Annotated in this window: 15 protein-coding genes and 1 tRNA gene; 13 read left to right on the top strand and 3 right to left on the bottom strand. The window is 28.0% G+C overall.

Going from position 1 to position 19,126, the window contains the following annotated elements; genetic code table 11:
• The 4 genes from lepA to Q1J76_RS04040 form a co-directional block, all read left to right on the top strand.
• On the top strand, positions 1-1,647 hold a 1,647-nt coding region (gene lepA / locus Q1J76_RS04055; protein WP_300367192.1), incomplete at its 5' end, for a translation elongation factor 4.
• Between the two features lie 385 nt (positions 1,648-2,032).
• Positions 2,033-3,388: a PhoH family protein gene (locus tag Q1J76_RS04050; protein WP_300367189.1), complete on the top strand. Its 1,356-nt coding sequence runs from the start codon at positions 2,033-2,035 to the stop codon at positions 3,386-3,388.
• Positions 3,389-3,818: 430 nt separating this feature from the next.
• A complete protein-coding gene (locus tag Q1J76_RS04045; protein WP_300367186.1) occupies positions 3,819-4,238 on the top strand; it encodes a nucleotidyltransferase substrate binding protein in 420 nt (139 codons plus the stop codon).
• A 14-nt stretch (positions 4,239-4,252) separates the two neighbouring features.
• A complete protein-coding gene (locus Q1J76_RS04040) occupies positions 4,253-4,549 on the top strand; it encodes a nucleotidyltransferase domain-containing protein (protein ID WP_300367184.1) in 297 nt (98 codons plus the stop codon).
• An 8-nt stretch (positions 4,550-4,557) separates the two neighbouring features.
• On the opposite strand, the gene Q1J76_RS04035 is transcribed toward Q1J76_RS04040, so the two are convergent.
• Positions 4,558-5,574: an ankyrin repeat domain-containing protein gene (locus Q1J76_RS04035; protein ID WP_300367181.1), complete on the bottom strand. Its 1,017-nt coding sequence runs from the start codon at positions 5,572-5,574 to the stop codon at positions 4,558-4,560.
• A gap of 143 nt (positions 5,575-5,717) precedes the next feature.
• On the opposite strand from Q1J76_RS04035, the gene Q1J76_RS04030 reads away from it, so the two are divergent.
• The 6 genes from Q1J76_RS04030 (at position 5,718) to Q1J76_RS04005 (ending at position 16,329) form a co-directional block, all read left to right on the top strand.
• Complete coding sequence (locus Q1J76_RS04030; protein ID WP_300367178.1) at positions 5,718-7,148, top strand: tetratricopeptide repeat protein; 1,431 nt, start codon at positions 5,718-5,720, stop codon at positions 7,146-7,148.
• A 354-nt stretch (positions 7,149-7,502) separates the two neighbouring features.
• On the top strand, positions 7,503-9,947 hold the full coding sequence (locus Q1J76_RS04025; RefSeq protein WP_300367175.1) for a DUF5682 family protein: 2,445 nt from the start codon (positions 7,503-7,505) through the stop codon (positions 9,945-9,947).
• 222 nt (positions 9,948-10,169) lie between these two features.
• Positions 10,170-11,555 carry a TolC family protein gene (locus tag Q1J76_RS04020; RefSeq protein WP_300367172.1) on the top strand — a complete coding sequence of 462 codons (1,386 nt, stop codon included), beginning with the start codon at positions 10,170-10,172 and terminating at the stop codon, positions 11,553-11,555.
• A gap of 10 nt (positions 11,556-11,565) precedes the next feature.
• The gene (locus tag Q1J76_RS04015; RefSeq protein WP_300367169.1) at positions 11,566-12,792 is read left to right on the top strand and encodes an efflux RND transporter periplasmic adaptor subunit; all 1,227 of its coding nucleotides are present in this window, start codon (positions 11,566-11,568) and stop codon (positions 12,790-12,792) included.
• Between the two features lie 23 nt (positions 12,793-12,815).
• A complete protein-coding gene (locus tag Q1J76_RS04010) occupies positions 12,816-15,944 on the top strand; it encodes an efflux RND transporter permease subunit (RefSeq protein WP_300367166.1) in 3,129 nt (1,042 codons plus the stop codon).
• A gap of 97 nt (positions 15,945-16,041) precedes the next feature.
• Positions 16,042-16,329 carry a DUF6506 family protein gene (locus tag Q1J76_RS04005; protein ID WP_300367163.1) on the top strand — a complete coding sequence of 96 codons (288 nt, stop codon included), beginning with the start codon at positions 16,042-16,044 and terminating at the stop codon, positions 16,327-16,329.
• Here Q1J76_RS04005 and Q1J76_RS04000 read toward each other — a convergent pair whose 3' ends face one another.
• Complete coding sequence (locus Q1J76_RS04000; protein WP_300367160.1) at positions 16,330-16,530, bottom strand: hypothetical protein; 201 nt, start codon at positions 16,528-16,530, stop codon at positions 16,330-16,332.
• A gap of 68 nt (positions 16,531-16,598) precedes the next feature.
• A tRNA-Leu gene (locus Q1J76_RS03995) sits at positions 16,599-16,683 on the bottom strand.
• A 167-nt stretch (positions 16,684-16,850) separates the two neighbouring features.
• Between Q1J76_RS03995 and Q1J76_RS03990 the strand changes: the two genes are divergently transcribed.
• The 3 genes from Q1J76_RS03990 to Q1J76_RS03980 form a co-directional block, all read left to right on the top strand.
• Positions 16,851-17,552 carry an ABC transporter permease gene (locus Q1J76_RS03990; RefSeq protein WP_300367157.1) on the top strand — a complete coding sequence of 234 codons (702 nt, stop codon included), beginning with the start codon at positions 16,851-16,853 and terminating at the stop codon, positions 17,550-17,552.
• Entirely contained in the window at positions 17,542-18,249 is a 708-nt protein-coding gene (locus Q1J76_RS03985) for an ABC transporter ATP-binding protein (RefSeq protein ID WP_300367154.1), read from the top strand. Before Q1J76_RS03990 ends, Q1J76_RS03985 begins: the two co-directional genes overlap by 11 nt.
• Positions 18,250-18,278: 29 nt before the next feature.
• Positions 18,279-19,126: ABC transporter substrate-binding protein (locus Q1J76_RS03980; RefSeq protein WP_300367151.1), on the top strand; the 848-nt coding region annotated here is incomplete at its 3' end.

Genomic DNA, 19,126 nt, shown 5'->3' with positions numbered 1-19,126 from the left:
ACTATAAAAAGCCAAGCGGTTAAATTATCTTATCAGGCTAAAGACGGAGAGGTTTATACGCTTAATTTGATAGACACTCCAGGACATGTGGATTTTAATTATGAGGTTTCTCGTTCTCTTGCTGCATGCGAAGGTGCTATATTAGTAGTTGATGCTGCTCAGGGGGTTGAAGCTCAGACTATTTCTAACTTTTATCTTGCTTTTGAAAATAATTTGGAGATTGTGCCTGTTATTAATAAAATAGATTTGCCTGCTGCCAATATTGAACTTTGTAAGGAGCAAATGGAAAAAGAGTTTGGCGTGAATAAAGAAGATATTGTACTTGCAAGTGCAAAAAATGATATAGGTATAGATGAGATACTTGAATCAGTTGTAAAGATGATACCTGCACCTAAAGATAATACAAATAAAAAAACTAGGGCATTGATATTTGATTCTTATTATGATCCTTTTCGTGGGGCGGTTATGATAGTGAGAATATTTGACGGCTCTATAAAAAAGAATGATAAACTTCTTTTGATGGAAACTAAAGCTGAGTATGATATTGAAGAATGCGGAACTCTTTTACTTGGACTTAAATCTGCAAATGAATTAAAAAGCGGAGAGGTGGGATATATTATCGCTGGCATAAAAAATATATCCGACATAAAAATAGGTGATACCATTACATTAGAAGAAAATCCTTCCAATGAACCTTTGATAGGTTATAAAGAAGTTCTTCCTATGGTATTTGCAGGAATTTTCCCTGCTGAAGATGAAGATTATATAAACTTACAAAAGGCATTAGAGAAATTAAAACTCAATGATGCTTCTTTGATTTATGAGCCTGAAAGATCCATTGCTTTAGGATTCGGATACAGATGCGGATTTTTAGGGCTTTTGCATTTGGAGATTGTTCAGGAGAGACTTGAAAGAGAATTTAATCTTAATCTTGTAATTACAAGTCCTTCCGTAGAGGTAAAATTAAAACTTACTAATGGCGAAGAGAAACTTATTGATAACCCTGCCGATTTTCCTTCTGGGCAGTATATAGAAAAATGTTATGAGCCTTTTATAAATGCTCTTATAATAGTGCCTACAGATTATTTGGGAAATATTATTTCTCTTTGTATAGACAGAAGAGGTACACAAACTTCATTAACTTATTTAGATGATAAAAGGACAGAAATTAAATTTGACTTGCCTTTGATAGAAGTTGTATACGATTTCTATGATAAATTAAAATCTATATCTAGAGGATATGCTTCATTCGATTATGATTTTTCAGATTTCAGAGAAAGTCAAATAGAAAAAATTGATATACTTGTTCATGGCGAAGTAGTGGATGCATTATCGTTTATGTCGCATAAAAGTAATGCTGAAACTAGAGGCAGACAGATAATAGAAAAGTTAAAGCATCTTATTCCTAAACATATGTTTCAGATTCCTTTACAGGCAGCAATTGGGGGACGCATAATAGCAAGAGAAAATATAAGTGCATTACGTAAGAACGTTACTGCCAAATGTTATGGAGGAGACATTACAAGAAAGAGAAAATTATTAGAAAAACAAAAAGAGGGTAAGAAGCGTATGAAGGCTATTGGTAATGTTGAGATACCTCAGGATGCATTTATAAGTGTACTTAAAACCGATGATAATAATAAATAATTTTTATACTATTTTTTTATTTCTATATTATTAAGATTTTATGGGTTATATATGGAAATTAGGGCTTTACAATATTTTTTAACTGCCGTTAGAAAGGAATACTACTGAAAAAGAGAGCCAAAGAAATAATAAATCTTATATTAATTCTTTATCTTCGCTTGATATTAGATTACCTTCTTGCAGTATTTTATAAAGTTTTCTATATTCATTTACTTGATTCTTTTTTTAGCTTTAATATTGTTCTATCAAAATGAATTTGCTTTTTTTATCCTTTTGTACCATACTTATTATATAGCATTTATTTTATTGTATTTATTAGATATATGATGAATACAGATGAGAATATAAAATTATGCTTTAAATAATAATCTATAAAGGATTTGCGATGATAGAAAATTTTATACCTAATAAAAAAGTGTTCGTGTTTGATACAAATGTTATACTTCATGATTTTCAGTCGATATTTTCTTTTGAAGAAACTAATATAGTAATACCTATAACAGTTTTGGAAGAAGTTGATAAATTCAAAAAAGGAAGCGATACTATTAATTTTAATGCTAGAGAGTTTATAAGAGAGCTTGATGTTATAGTTGAGAAAAATGAGGAAACTCATGGTACTAAAGATATATTCAAAAGAGGTGCTTTGCTTGATAATAAAAGTAAGGTTTTTGTAGATGTTAATAATGAAGAGCGAGATGAATTTAAAAAAATATTTTCAGGAAATATACCAGATCATAAAATACTTTCCTGTGCTTATAATATAAAATGTACAAATCAAAGGGTAATTCTCATAACTAAAGATATTAATATGAGAATGAAAGCAAGAAGTTTAGGTATTGATACTCAAGATTATAATACTGATAAAATAGAAACAATATCTTCATTATTTACAGGTATAGAAAGTATATCAGGAGATAATGCCAAAGTTTATATAAAAGAGCTTAAAGATAATAATGAGATAGCAGTAAAGGGAGAACATTCTATTTATCCTAATACATATTTCTGCTACAGAGTTAAAGAAGAAGATGAGGCAGTGATAGGAAAATATAAAGAGGATACTAATACAATAGTTCATGTTGATACTGAGATAAATGCCTATGGAATAAAACCTAGAAATGAGGAACAGGCTATGGCTTTAGATGTACTTCTTGATAATAATATACCTTTAGTAACTGTAATGGGTAAAGCTGGAACTGGAAAAACTCTTTTAGCTCTTGCTGCTGCTTTGGAAAAAAGAAGAGAGTACAGACAGATACTTTTAGCACGTCCTGTTGTGGCACTTTCTAATAAGGATTTAGGTTTCTTGCCTGGGGATGTTAATAGTAAATTGGATCCTTATATGCAGCCTTTATTTGATAATCTTTCAGTAATACAGCATATTCACTCTGATAACAGTGATGAGAATAAGAATATAAAAAAAATGCTTGAAAATGAAAAGATAGTAATTTCTCCTTTGGCATATATTAGAGGAAGAAGTTTGAATAAAATATATTTTATAGTAGATGAGGCACAGAATCTTACTCCTCATGAAATAAAAACTATTATTACCAGAGCAGGCGAAGGAACAAAAATTGTTTTCACAGGTGATATTCATCAGATAGATACTCCTTATTTGGATGAAAGAAATAATGGACTTACTTATTTGATAGATAGAACAAAAGGAGAGGTTTTAAGTGGTACTATTACACTTGAAAAAGGCGAGCGTTCACAGCTTGCAGAGCTTGCCGCTAATGTTTTATAAATAACATTATTAATAAAAAATAATTAAAGCATAGAGATCCCACCCTTTATGCTTTTTTATTTTTTCACATATTATAATTTTTATTAATTTTTTTGCTTAATTTAGAAAAAGCACACCCGCCCAAGTTTTTTATAAATTTAGAATTCCATTAACGCACGGTAAATGCATTTATATTTATTATTTAAATTATAATTATTAATGAGCATATATTATAAATTTCGTTCTGCGTGCGTTGAATAGATTCTCAATTTAAAATTCGCTTGGGTGGGAATTAGAAAATAGAGATAAAATAAAAAAGATAAATAATACAAAAATGACAGATAAATTTAGAAAGTATAAAGGGTGGGGTTAGAGAGAGAACAAAAAAATATTAGCTTGATAATTATATTTCTAATTGTATAATCATAATAAAAAATGATTTGGAAATATTATGTCAGAGAATATTCGTTGGAAGCAGCGATTTAACAATTTTGAAAAAGCATTTAATTTACTTAAAAGTGTATTTGAAGAAAAAGAAATAAATGAATTATCATTATTAGAACAGGAAGGAGTTATTCAAAGATTTGAATATACTTATGAATTAGCTTGGAAAACTTTGAAAGATTATTTGGAATACAATGGAAGTTTAAATAATATAGAGATATCGCCAAGAAACATTTTTAAAGAAGCTTATTCAACAAAGATTATTAAGAGTCAAGATGAATTTATTGATATGATGTTAAGCCGTAATTTACTTTCACATACTTATGATTTTATGAAGTTTAAAGAGATTATTAAACGAATAGAAAATAATTATTTGAAAATACTTAATGAATTATATAATTTCTTTTTGAAAAGAATAAATTACTGATAGGATAAATATTAATGCTTGATGAAAAGATAAAAGAAGGGATAAAAAATATATGCAGTTCTTATGAGAATATAGAAAAAGTTATACTGTTCGGTTCTAGGGCAATGGATAAAGAAAAATATAATTCGGATATAGATTTAGCTGTAGTAGGTGAGTTTGATTTGTTATTTTGCGAGAGATTAAAAGAAGAATTATCAGAACTTCCTACACTTTTAAAATTTGATGTGCTTTCTTCTAATGATATAGAAAATGAAGAATTAATAAACGATATAAAAAAGTACGGACAAATTATTTATAAAAAAGAATATTAATTATATTTTTAATATTTTTCAAGAAGCTCAACTATATTCTTATAATCTTCTGATTTTGCCAAATCAAGTGCAGTATAGCCATATGTATTAGTTACAGAAGTATCAGCATTATTTTCTAAAAGCATTTTTGCAACTTCAAATTGATTATAACTAGCAGCCATCATCAAAGCGGTCATTCCAAAATCAGTGGTATAATTAATATCAGCACCATTTTCTAATAACATATTTATTATATTAGTATTCCCTCTATAAGCAGCATTCATTAAAGGAGTAGGGGATATATCAATATGTTCATTTTCTATTTCACATACTGTATTGGCATCGGCACCTTTCTCAAGTAACAATTTTACTATATCTTCTTTGTTATAAGAAACAGCATAAACTAAAGCATTAATACCGTCATCATCTTTTGCTTCAATATCAGCACCTTTTTCAATTAAAAGCTCTGTTATAGTAATATTATGAATACTAGCTATAAGAGGAGTAGAGCTTGTAAGTTCAGCAGGTAAATTGACATCTGCCCCTAAATCTATAAGTTTACGAACAAGTTCTTCATCATACATAGCTTCTATTAATGGAGTATAATATCCTAAAGTTAAATTAACATCTGCATTGTTTTCTAATAAATAATTTATGATATCAGTTTGCTTATATTTTATAGCTTGTATTAAAGGTGTTGACTTGGAATATTCATCTATAGTTAAATTATAATTAACATCTAAACTTTTTGATTCGATTAATTTTTTGATTGTTTCTAAATCTCCTGATTCTATAAAATCTATAATTTCTTCATCTGTATATGAATAATATGTTGTTTCTTCTGTTTCATTTGTATTTATTGATGAATTATTTTCTTCATTATCTGTAGTTTTTAATTCTTTTGTTTTATTTATATTATTATCTGTACTGTCATCTAAATTTATAGTTGCTTTATCTGCATTATTATTTGATTCTTTATTATTGTTATTATTGTTATAGCAAGAGAATAGTATAATAGGAAGAAAAAGAATTAACAAATATTTCATAAACAATATATCCTATAGTCAAGTTCTTATTATTATATTATAAAGATGTATTTTTTCAAGATTTTATATGGTATATTTTTTACTTTCAAGTTATTTCTAAATCATGTATAATATAAGTATTAAATATTAGAGGTAATGAAATTATGGATTATAAAAATATTGCTGCTTATAATACTGAAGGAGTGAGGTTATTAAAATCAGGCAGATATGAAGAAGCTATAGAATGTTTTGATAAAGGATTAGAATTAGATGATAAAAATGCTTATGCTTATAATGATAAAGGAGTTGCTTTATGTGAATTAGGCAGATATGAAGAAGCTATAGAATGTTTTGATAAAGCATTAGAATTAGATGATAAAAATACTACTGCTTATAATGGTAAAGGAGTTGCTTTATGTGAATTAGGCAGATATGAAGAAGCTATAGAATGTTTTGATAAAGGATTAGAATTAGATAATAAAAATACTACTGCTTATTTTACTAAAGGAGAGGCTTTATTAGTATTAGGCAGATATGAAGAAGCTATAGAATGTTTTGATAAGGTATTAGAATTAGATGATAAAAATACTGCTGCTTATAATGATAAAGGAATTGCTTTAGGTCAATTAGACAGATATGAAGAAGCTATAGAATGTCTTGATAAGGTATTAGAATTAGATAATAAAAATATTGATGCTTATAATTGTAAAGGAATTGCTTTATTGAGATTAGACAGATATGAAGAAGCTATAGAATGTTTTGATAAAGGATTAGAATTAGATGATAAAAATGCTTATGCTTATTTTAATAAAGGAGTTGCTTTACGTCAATTAGGCAGATATGAAGAAGCTATAGAATGTTTTGATAAAAGATTAGAATTAGATGATAAAAATGCTTATGCTTATGCTTATTTTAATAAAGGAGTTGCTTTGCGTCAATTAGGCAGATATGAAGAAGCTATAGAATGTTTTGATAAAGCATTAAAATTTGATAATAAAAATATTGATTCATTAAAAAATAAATTGGCAGCTTTAGAAAAATTAAATAATTATAAAAATATTATAAGCTGTATAGATGATATATTAAAAATACATGATTTATTTGAGAGTGATTATATAGAAGAATTGAAATTAAAAAAGGCTGATTATCTTTTCTCTTTGGAAGATTATAAAAGAGCTTTAAAGATTTACGAAGAATTAAAAACTGATGATTTAAAAATAAAAAAGAAAATAATTATTTGTTTTATGAAATTAAATAATTTTCAGAAGGCACAAAAATATATTTCTAAATTAATAACGAATAATAAAGACAATGAACTTTATTATCTCAGAGGTATTTGTCTATTTAATACTAAGAAATATCAGGAATGTATAAAAGATTTTGATACTGCTATAGATTATAAAGATTCAAAATTTTATAAAGGATTGGTTTTTTATTATCTTGGAAATAATTATGAAGCTCTATCATTAATCACAGAATACAAAAATATAAATGAAGAAGACTATAGTAAACAATATAATAAATTTAAAGAAGTAATAGATAAAATAATTATTCAAGATGATAAATCCGATTCATCAGAAAAAACAGATAATTGATTGAGTATGAAAAATTTATTTTAAAACCCAGCCCTTTATATTTATTGTTTTATACGGGAATATTAAACTTTATTTGTTTTTTAGTTTAAATCAGAAAATAAAGCACCCACCCAAGTGTTTATTAAATTTAAAATCTCTTTAACGCACGGTTAATCAATTTTATAATATTGTATAACTTCAATTTCAAATAAATCTATATTTTTAGACTCATTCTGCGTGCGGTTGATGAATTAGATAAATTTATATGACTTTATTATCTTTTAGATGATATAGTATAATTGCAGTTAATTTCTAATTATTGCATTATGCTGTTTTTATAGTAAAATATTTTTCGTTGTTTGAGGATTTTGAATAATGAAAAAAGCAAGTAAAAATAATAAAGACAGTATAAAAGATAATATAAATTTTGATGATTGTTTTCAAGAAAGTATAAAAGATAATATAATATTCTTTCCTATAAGACACCATTCTCCTGCATGCTCATATCATTTGAAGAAAATTTTTGCAGAGTTTAATCCTGATGCAGTTCTTATAGAAGGTCCGAATGATTGTAATGACTTGATGAAGTATATGATTGAGGAGGAGACTAAAGCTCCTTTTTGTATTTATTCTAGTTATGTTGATAAGTACAATGAAAAGTATAGATGTTATTATCCTTTTTTGAATTATTCGCCAGAGTTTACTGCTATAAAAGAAGCATTAAAAAATAAAGTTCATTGTTCTTTTATAGATATGAATTATGCTTCTATGATAGAAAACTCTGAAGAAAATATAAATAAACTCATATCAGTATATGATAATGATGATAATAAATTTAATATAAATGCCTATACAGTAGAGCTTACAAAAAAATCTGGACTTAGAACCTTTGCAGAACTTTGGGAAAGAGATTTTGAAATAAATGGAATAGTTAAAGAAAGCAGAGATTTTATGAAGAGCATTTATGCTTTGGGCTATTATATGCGTTTGATAGAAGATGAAGATTTTGAAACTAGAAACAGAGAATATGTAATGGCTAAAAATATTAAAGACGCTTTGGAAAAATATAATAGAGTTTTGGTTGTTACAGGAAGTTTTCATACTAGAGGCATAATAGATAAATTAAAAGAAAATGAAAAAGATAATAAAATATTAGATAAAGAGTATAAATCATTGAAGAAGTATATAGTTTCAAATACAGCAAATTATTTAATACCCTATTCATTTGAAGAAGCTGATGCTAGAAAGGGATATAGGGCAGGTATAGAGTTTCCTGCATTTTATGATTTAGTTTATAAAGAGCTTGAAAAAACTGAAAATAAAAAAAATAATATTGAAAATATTTTTTTAAATGTTGTTATGTCATTTATAATAAAGGCTTCAAATATAGATAGGCATAATCATAATGTGAGTATACCAGATTGTATAAATGCTTATTATATGGCAATTAATCTTGCAAAATTAAGAGGCAAGCATTCTGCTGGTGTTTATGAACTTATAGATGCAGCTAAAAGTTCTTTTGTTAAAGGCGACATATCTTTGGAGAATACAAGTAATATTGATTTGATGCTGAAACTTCTTTCTGGTGTTGCAAATGGAAAGGTATCTTCAAAAAGTATCGTTCCTCCTGTGATAATAGATTTTAGAAATAAATGTAAGGAATATCGAATAAAAATTGATAAGACTCAGGAAATAGAATCTGTACTTGATATAGTAAAAGATAAGAGTCATTTTGAAAAGAGTAAATTTTTTCATAAGATGCATTTTTTAGATGTTGGTTTTTGTAAATTGGAAAGAGGACCTGATTATGTGAATAAGGTTAATAAAAACTTGGCTAGGGAGATTTGGAAATATGAATATAAAACTTCTATTGAATCTTCTTTAATAGATAAATCTGTATATGGTGTAACTATAGAGGAGCTTGCAGGAAATGTTATAGTGGGTAAACTTATTGGTAATATAGATTCTAATGAAGTTTCAAAACTTATGATAGAAGCTAATGTTATGGGTATTTACAGCTTTTTTATAGATAATTATAAAAAAATAGAAGAAATTATATTGAATGACAGTAATTTTATAAGTTTATGTTCTTGTTTGAATAATTTATCATATTTAATTAATATGGAAGCTATCAATGATAATTTATCTAAAGAGAGAAAAGATCTATTTGATGATTATAATATTATGCCTGCGGTAGAATCTTTATCTAAACAGACATTTATACTTGCTGTTATTAATATGGAATCTATGAAAAAAATGAAAGAGGAAGAAGCTTTAAAGAATTCATATTATATAAAGAATTTATATTCATTTACATTAGAAAATCCTCACTTTTGCGATATAGATATATTTAATGAAAAAATAGATTCTATGATCGATAATACATTCGGAAGTTCTCATATATATGCCGTATGTCTTTCTATTAAGTATAAATCTGGAAGATTAAGTGCTGATGAGTTTTCTTATATAGTATCGAGTTTTTTAGAATCATCTGACAGTGAAGCTGCTTCATATTTTTTAAATGGTATACTATTAGCTGCTAGGGATATATTATTTATTAATGACAGTATTCTAAAAACTATAGATAATATTATAAAAAAATTAGATGAAGATAAATTTATAGAAATTTTGCCTAACTTTAGATATGCATTTACAAATTTAAGCCCTATAGAAATAGAGCATTTATCAAAATCTATTGCATATATGTACAAAATAGATGAGAATAAAGTGCTTGTGAATTTTAATCTATCAATAGAAGAAATTCAAAAAGCTTCTCATATAGATGAATCTGTTTTCGATTTATTAAGTAAAATTTTATAAAGATACGAAAATGCATATATAATATTGAAATTTGTAAAAAATGTATAAAGTTAAATTATTATTTTATTTTTTATATTAATATTCTTTATATTAAATTTATAAAAGTATCAGGAACTATTTCTGTATTTATTCATCTAATAACTTGATATTTTTAATTTGTAAGTTTATAATACGAGATTTCATAACTTTAAAAAATATGATAAAATTATACAGGAGTGGATTGTGAAATTCTATGCTAGTTTAATTTTAAGTTTAATATTTAGTTTAATTTTATATTCTCAAGATACAAATTTTACGGAAGATTTAAATGAAACGAATAAAGTTTCAGAAATTAATAAAATATCTATAACTTTAGAAGATGCTTTAATTATGGCTTTTGATTATGATAAAACATTAAAGCAGGCGGAATATGATGTTCGTATAGCACAGGTACAGAAAGAAGCATCTTTTTCAGATTTATTTTTACCTTCTTTAACTGTAAGTGGTGGATTAAATTTAGCACAATCTAAAGAGTATACTATCAATGATATTTCTACAGGAATATATTCAAGTCCAGATACTTGGAATGCATCAGCTTCTTTATCAAAGGCATTATTTACAGGCTTTAGAAATTGGAATACGGATAGGGCTAGAGATGTTAATTTGCAGATGAAGAAGGATATATATTATGATGAGAAATTAAATGTAGATTTAAATACAAAATTAAATTTCTATAACACTTTTGTAGCTCAGGAAAATTATAAAGTATATGTACAGCAGCAACTCAATTATAGTAATAGAATGAGAGAAACATATTTAAAGTACAGAAATGGTCAGGTATCAGAATATGAATATCTAAATTCAAAAGTGCAGTATGAAAGTACCAAACCTCAAGTTATAACATTAAGTAATCAATATCAGAGTTTAAAATTAACCTTTATAAGACAAATAGGTCTAACAAATGTTGCAGATGAAGTTGATTTAGTAGGAAGTATATTGGATGCTACAAATATATCAATACCTGATATACCTTTTGATGATTTACTTACTATTATAATGAATAATAATATAGAATTAAAGAGTATGGGTAGCAATTTAAAAATGTTAGAGTATAATAGACGAGTAGCAAGAAGTTATTTATGGCCTACATTATCTGCAAGTGCCAATGTAGGAATCAGTACTATAGATAAAATAAAATTAGAAAACGGCACTTTCAAAAAAAATAGAGAAGGCGAATTCAATTGGGGTGTAGGTTTTTCACTTAATTATGCTCTTGATTCTCTTTTACCTTTTTCTTCGACAGCCAAAGGGGCAGAAGAGATAGAACTTAGTATAAGGCAAATGGAAATAAATTATGAGCAATTAAGAGATACTATAGAGATAAACAGCAGAGATTTAATTTCTACAGCAAAATCTCAGGCATTAAATTTAGAGTCTCAGGCTGAAAATGCCAAAACGGCAGCTTATGCATTGCAAATGGCACAAAGACAATACAGAGGCGGTACTATATCTACGCTTGAAGTTAATGATGCGGAAGTTACTTATTTAAATGCCCAGCTTGCATATTTACAAGCCATATATGAATATTTTTCAAGCACTTTGCAAATATTAAAACTTTTAGGTGCTTAAGGAGATTATGATGATAAAAAAATCAGATGTGAAAATTGTTATAGTTATTTTATTATGCATTTCTATTATGCTTGTTTCATGTAAAAAGAAGCAGGCAGATTTAAAGAAAAAAGAAAATGCTATAAGTGTTTTAGTAGCAGCTCCTATCAAACAGCCTTTAGATGAGTATTTAGATCTTTCAGCTGAAATTAAAGCTATAAAAGAGGTGGAAATATCATCAGATGTTCCTGGAAAAATAGCTAATATATTGAAATATGAGGGAAGTTTTGTAAATAAAGGGGATACTATAGCTTTAATTGACAGATTTGTTATAGGGGCAAATTATGCATATGCCCCCGCAAGAACACCTATATCAGGATATGTAACAACTACATATTTAGCAGTGGGGTCATCTATAGCAGCATCAACTCCTATAGCCAATGTTGCAGATATTAGTAAATTGGAAGTTGAAATACAAGTTCCAGAACGTTCTATTTCAGGTATATTTTTAGGACAGAAGGTTTTAATAAGAGTTCCTTCAGCCCCAAATAAAGAGATAGAAGCAGTTATTACAAAAAGAGATTATGCTGTTAATCCTTCTACAAGAACTTTAATGGTTAAGGCTTTGATAGATAATAAAGAAAGACTTCTTTTACCTGGTATGTTTTCTGATGTATCGATACTTTTAAATTCTGCTGATAATGTATTTGTTATACCAAATAGTGCTATGTTCAGCGATGATTTAGGGAAAAATTATGTATATATAGTAAAGGAAGATAATTCCAATAATCCACCTTCAGAGTTAAATGCTGTAAGTTCTTCTAATAGTACGAAATACAGAGCATATACTAGAGAAGTTAATGTATTGTTCACATCTAAAGATAAAGTTGCTTTAAGTGGCGGTCTTGAAGAGGGTGAAGAAGTTGTAATGTTCGGACGCGAATTTTTAAGAAATGGATCATTAGTTAATAGAATAGAAAATGATCCTACAATATTGGAATATATTACTCCTCCTACTGCAGTTGCATCTTCACAAACTAATACAGTATCGCCTTTAAAAGTCACTAATGCTGAAAATACGAAGTCTAATGTTTCAGCATCAAAACCTAATGCAGCATTGCCTCAGAAACCTAAACAAAATACTTTAACAGCCAAGCCTAATTCTGATGATAAGAAAGAAAATACATCTGAAAAAACTAATAATACACAAAATGCTTCTAATAGTACTGATAATAGTATATATTCGGTCGGCGGTTAATTTTATATATTTAAGGAGCGATTATGAGAAGTTTTATTGAATTGATAGTAAAAAGACCTGTAGCTGTTTTTATGGGTATAATTGCTGTTGTTATACTTGGAGCTGTTAGTTTATCTAGACTTCCTGTAGATTTTTTACCTGATTTGGAATTGCCTTTCATAAGTATAAGAACAGAATATAAAAATGCAGGTCCTGAGGAAGTTGAAAAATCAGTTTCTAAACTTATAGAAGGAGCAGTTTCTTCTGTTAATAATATAAAAGAAGTAAGTTCATCATCGGAACAGGAATGGTCTAGCGTTTTCGTTGAATTTAACTGGGGAAGTGATTTAGCTTCTGCTACGGCAGATATTAGAGAGGCTATAGATAGAGTGAGAAAGGCATTGCCTGATGATGCTGAAAGTCCTGCGGTATATAAATTTTCTACTTCAAATATACCTGTTATGGATGTATCCTTTTACGGAACAGAAAATTTATCAGCATTATATAATCTTGTAGATAATCAAATATTAACTAGTATAGAACAGGTTGGAGGTGTTGCTAGGGCTGAGATTATGGGAGGTCTTAAAACACAGATTAAAGTTGATGTTGATATGAATAGACTTCAGGCTTATGGACTTGATATTAATTCTATAGTGAATACTTTAGCTATGGAAAATCAGAATATATCAGGTGGCGAAACTTATGAAGGTGTTTATAAATATACCTTAAGAACTACTGGAGAGTTCAAAACGGTTAGTGATATAGGAAATGTTGTTGTGGCATTAAAAAGTAATAATACTCCAGTAAGGCTTAGAGAATTGACTACAATTTATGAAGGTTATGATGAGGACGGAGATGTTATTAAAGTTAATGGAACACCTGCTGTAACAATTTCTATAAATAAAGAATCTGGTGCAAATACGGTTGCTGTTTCTGATGCTATAAAAAAGAGACTTGATACTCTTAATTTGCCTGGCGATGTAAAATATGAAATATTATTTAATAGTGCTGATAATGTTAATAAGGCTATTAAGGGGGTTCTTGATACTGCTTGGCAGGGTGGTTTATTTGCCATTATAATATTAATGATTTATTTATGGAATTGGAGAACAGTATCTATCATAGCTATATCTATTCCTATGTCTATTATTGTTACATTTACTTTGATGTATTTCTTCGGTACTACTTTGAATATTATATCTCTTTCAGGACTTGTACTTGGTATTGGTATGATGGTTGATAATTCTATTGTAGTACTTGAAAATATATTTTACTATAGAAATAATGGTTATGGTAAGTATTCCTCTGCTATAGATGGAACTTCTACAGTGGCACTTGCAATATCTGCTTCTACGCTTACAACAATAGCGGTATTTTTGCCTTTCCTTTTTGTTGAAGGTCAAACTGGTCAGATGTTTAGAGATTTATGTATTACAGTTACCGTTTCTATGATAGCTTCTTTAGCGGTTGCTTTGACAATAGTTCCTATGCTTGGGGCAAGATTAATTACTACTAAAAAATCCAAATTTTTAACCCGTTTTGAAGTATTTTTTGATAAGCATTTTCATTCTAAAGTTAATTATATGTATGAAAAGTTATTAACTTATTCTATACATCATAAAAAAAGAATATTAATACCCATTATAATCTCAGTATTTGCCGTTATAATAGTAGGTGTAATATTTATAGGTAAGGAAGGATTCCCAAAGTCTGATGAAGGACAATTAAGGGCAAGTATACAAATGCCTATAGGTACTAGAAAAGAGCAGACAGCTTCTTTTGTAGATAGAATGGGAGATGATATAACTAAGCATATAGGTAAAGATATAAGCAGAATTCAAACTAGAACAAAATCTGGTTCTGATGCTAATAAAGCGGATATAAGAGTTCAGCTTATAGATAAATCTGAAGGAAGAACTAAAGAGACAGAAACTTATGTTGAGGAAGTAAGAAAATTATTGGCAAGTTATCCTGCTAAAATAAATGTTGATAGTATTTCAGGTATGAGTGGCGGAGGAGATTCAAGCGGTATTGATATAGATATAGTAGGCGAAGATTTTGAGAGAGCTGGTGATTTAGCTAATAGTGTAATATCGGCATTGCAGGATGTTCCAGGTCTTAGAGATGTTCGTATGAAGAAAAATGATTCAAGCCCTGAATTGAATGTAAAAATAAATAGAGATTTGGCTTCAAAAATGGGTATCAATATAAATACAGTTGCAAATTCTATTAAAACTAGTTTTGGAGGCACTACTGCAACTAGAATGACACCTAATAATTCTGATGTTACTGATATTGATGTTATAGTAAGATTAAATGAAAAAGATAGAATTAATATAGAAGATGTTAAAAGAATGCTTATAAATACTCCTAATGGCATGGTTCCTGTTTCAGCTATTGCTTATGTTAATAAAGATTTTGCTCCTACTGAAATAGAGAGAAAAAATGACAGCAGAATAACATCTATAACAGCTTCAGGATATGGGCGTCCTATGAATAAAATAATGGCTGATATTCAAACTGCTATAAATGAAAAGGTATTTATACCTGCAGGTTTCACTATAATTTATTCTGGGGATTATGAGGATATGCAGGAGGCATTCGGACAGCTTTTACAGGCTTTATTTTTGGCTTTAGTATTAGTTTATGCTATTATGGCTAGTCAGTTTGAATCATATATTGCACCTTTTGTAATAGCTCTTGCTATACCATTTGGTTTTGCAGGTTCTATTATATTGCTTCTAATCACAGGTCAGACTTTAAGTGTATACAGTGGAATAGGGGTTATAGTTCTTATTGGTATTGTAGTTAATAATGGTATTGTACTTATTGACTATATGAATCAACTTATGCATGAGAAAAGGATTAATGGAGATGAGGCAGCTTTAATTGCAGGTCCTAGACGCTTAAGACCAGTACTTATGACTTCTCTTACTACTATATTAGGACTTCTTCCTATGGCATTATCAAGCGGAGAGGGTAATGAGATGTATCAGCCTTTATCATTAGCGGTTCTTGGAGGATTAACGGTTTCTACATTATTTACTCTTGTTATAGTTCCTACTGTTTATGCGGCTATTAGAAATATAATACCTCTTAAAGATTATGATGCTAAAGATATTGCCAGTGTTGAAACTAGAATTGATAATGCTTTAAGTACTACAGACAAATAACTAAATAAGAATAAATATAATAAAGTCTTGAGTGTAATACTTGGGGCTTTTTTATTATTATATTATAATATAATAATTACTTTTAGGAGTTTATAACATGAAATTTGCTTATTTAATAATGGATAAAATTTTTGACAGTAATAAGGATAGAGCATCAATACATAATGGAGTTTCTCAAATAATAGGAGTTTCAGATATAGAAGAAGCATGTAAAATAGCAAAAGAACTTAAAGAAGAAGGCATTGATTGCATAGAGTTATGTGGAGGCTTTAGAGAAGAAAATGTAAGAAAGATTATAAATGTAACAGAAAATAAAGTAGCGGTTGGTTTTGTAGTGCATTTAGAGGAACAAGAGGATATTTATAAAAAACTTTTCGGCAAATGATTATGAATTAGATTTATATAAAAAACCTGCAACTATAGTTATAATACCTACAAGCATAGTAAAAGGAGCCAAAAAGCCCATAAAACCTTCAGGGTGCTGTCCTACCATTGCTATAAATAGGAAACTAATTGCAAATATTACAAGTCCTATTATTAATATTATTAAGTTTTGTTTAGAAAGTTTATCGTGATTATTTACCATAAATTAATATACAAAAAAAGTTTATAGCTTTTATATGCTACAAACTTTACTCACTCCATTTTAGAAATTGCTCGGGGCCGGAATCGAACCGGCACGGTCACAAGGACCAGCAGATTTTAAATCTGCTATGTCTACCAATTCCATCACCCGAGCTGGTAGTTGCTATAAATATTAACATATTATCAAAAAAAAATCAAGTTCTATTTTATAAATATTTTTATTAATTTAATTTATTATTTTTATTATTAGTGTATAATTTTATAATTATGAGATTTATAAAACAAAATATTATATTTCTACTTATATTAATACTATGGTTTATGGCAAGCGAAACTAATATATGGAGCAGTTATGTTCTGCCTTCTCCTCAAAGAGTTTTAAGAGCTTTTTATATAGATATAGTTAATGGTAGTTTGATAAAAAATATATATGTAAGTCTTTTGAGAGTTATAGTTGGTTTTTCAATAGCATTTATTTTTGCCTTTATATTCGGAATGCTTCTTGGTATAAAACCTGAGAGATTTGAGTATTTTAGAAATATAATAGAGTTTATGAGAAATGTGCCTCCTATAAGTTTAATAGCAATATTAATATTATGGTTTGGTATAGGCGAGAAGTCAAAGATAATTATTATCATATTGGCAGCATTTTTTCCTATATTTATTAATATTAGGCATGCTATAAGCAGTGTAGATAAAAAGCTTATAGAGGTAGGATATTCTCTTGGTCTTACAAAAATGAAAATATTTTTTCTTATAATACTTCCAAGTGCTTTTCCTAGTATACTTGCTGGAATGCGTATAGGGCTTGGATATAGTTTTAGAGCTATAATAGGTGCAGAAATGATAGCAGCTTCAAGCGGTTTAGGATATATGATACTTGATTCTCAGCAGCTTTCAAGGTCTGATAGAGTTATAGCTGGAATTATTACTATAGGAGTTTTGGGATATTTATTTGATATGATTTTTTCGTATTTGATAAAAAAACTTCCTTATTCTAAAGGAGTTTATATTGAAAATTAAAACTTTAAATTTATCAAAATCTTTTATAGTTGATAATAAAAAAATAGATGTTATTAAAAATATCAATTTTGAATCTGCTGAAAATGGAATTACAATAATATTAGGTAAAAGCGGATGTGGAAAAACTACTTTTTTAAGATTATTATCAGGACTTGAAAAAGCGGATAATGGAGATGTTATTATAGAAAATAATGCTAAAATATCTATGGTATTTCAAGAGCCTAGATTGATGCCATGGCTTAATGTTTTTGATAATATCACTTTTGCAATGAATAAAAATAAAAAAGATGAAAATAAAATATATGAATTAATAGATATGATAGGATTGAATAGATTTGATAAGGCTTATCCTTCTCAATTATCGCTTGGTATGATGCAAAGAGTATCTATAGCACGTGCTTTAGCTAATGACGGAGATATAATACTTATGGACGAGCCTTTTGCTTCTCTTGATTATTTTACTAGAGAAACTTTACAAAATGAAATTATTAATATTTATAAATTAAATAAAAAGTCTATTATATTTGTAACGCATAGTATTGATGAGGCATTGATTTTGGGTGAGAAAATTATAATATTTGAAAATGGAATAATAAAAAAGGAATATGATTTATCTAATATAGAATATAAAAGAAATATACTTTCAGATGAACTTATAAATATAAAAAAAGATATTTTAAATTCTATTAAGAATTGAATATATTATAATTTTAAGGAGTATAAAAAATGAGAAATAATTTTTATTTAAAGCTTATAGTATCATTATTTACAATTTTATTTATTTTGTCATGCAGCAGAAATAAAACTTCTGACAATTCCCAAACTAATTTTAATGCTAAAAAAATAGCGGTAACATATGTTAAATCTCCTTTGAATGTACCTTCAATAGTTGAAAAAGAAAAAATGATATTCAGTAATTCATTCAGTAAATATAATCTTCCAGTAACATATTCAGAACTTACAACAGGACCAGAGCAAACTCAGGCATTGGCATCTGGCGATATTCAATTTTTATATGCAGTAGGTGCTACATCTGTGATATTAGCATATGCAAATGGACTTGATATAAAAATTCTTAATATGTACAGTAAATCTCCTAAAGCTTTTACATTATTTTCTAAAAAGGGTACTACTATATCAAATGCTGATGATATGAGAGGTAAGAAGGTTGCTGGTCCTAAAGGTACTATACTTCATGAACTTTTGTCTGCTTATTTAAATACATTAGGATTAAAGGAAAGCGATATAGAATTCATTTCTATGGGTATACCAGAATCTCAGGCTGCTTTAGTAGGCGGGGCTGTAGATATGGCTTTGCTTGCTGGTCCTTCTGCTTATAATATGATAAAAGATGGTTATAATGTTGTAACTACAGGAGAGGGATTGGTAGATGCTTCTATTGTTGTTGCTGTAAGCGAGAAATTTTATAATGAAAATAAGGTACTAGCAGATGAGTTTATCAATGCTGAGAGAGAAGTTTTAAATTATATAGAAAATAATTATGATGAGGCTGTGAGTATATCTGCTAAAGAAACTGGTTTAACTGAAGAGGCTATAAGAGAGATGTACACTAT

Source organism: Brachyspira sp. (genome assembly GCF_029258575.1).
In the GTDB taxonomy this organism is placed as follows: domain Bacteria; phylum Spirochaetota; class Brachyspiria; order Brachyspirales; family Brachyspiraceae; genus Brachyspira.
This window is presented reverse-complemented; position numbering and strand designations above follow the sequence as displayed.

Coding starts and splice junctions, on each gene's coding strand:
- Q1J76_RS04025 (WP_300367175.1), top strand. CDS start 7,503: ATGAAAAAAGCAAGTAAAAATAATAAAGACAGTATAAAAGATAATATA.
- Q1J76_RS04045 (WP_300367186.1), top strand. CDS start 3,819: ATGTCAGAGAATATTCGTTGGAAGCAGCGATTTAACAATTTTGAAAAA.
- Q1J76_RS04050 (WP_300367189.1), top strand. CDS start 2,033: ATGATAGAAAATTTTATACCTAATAAAAAAGTGTTCGTGTTTGATACA.
- Q1J76_RS04030 (WP_300367178.1), top strand. CDS start 5,718: ATGGATTATAAAAATATTGCTGCTTATAATACTGAAGGAGTGAGGTTA.
- Q1J76_RS04040 (WP_300367184.1), top strand. CDS start 4,253: ATGCTTGATGAAAAGATAAAAGAAGGGATAAAAAATATATGCAGTTCT.
- Q1J76_RS04010 (WP_300367166.1), top strand. CDS start 12,816: ATGAGAAGTTTTATTGAATTGATAGTAAAAAGACCTGTAGCTGTTTTT.
- Q1J76_RS04005 (WP_300367163.1), top strand. CDS start 16,042: ATGAAATTTGCTTATTTAATAATGGATAAAATTTTTGACAGTAATAAG.
- Q1J76_RS04000 (WP_300367160.1), bottom strand. CDS start 16,530: ATGGTAAATAATCACGATAAACTTTCTAAACAAAACTTAATAATATTA.
- Q1J76_RS03990 (WP_300367157.1), top strand. CDS start 16,851: ATGGCAAGCGAAACTAATATATGGAGCAGTTATGTTCTGCCTTCTCCT.
- Q1J76_RS04015 (WP_300367169.1), top strand. CDS start 11,566: ATGATAAAAAAATCAGATGTGAAAATTGTTATAGTTATTTTATTATGC.
- Q1J76_RS04035 (WP_300367181.1), bottom strand. CDS start 5,574: ATGAAATATTTGTTAATTCTTTTTCTTCCTATTATACTATTCTCTTGC.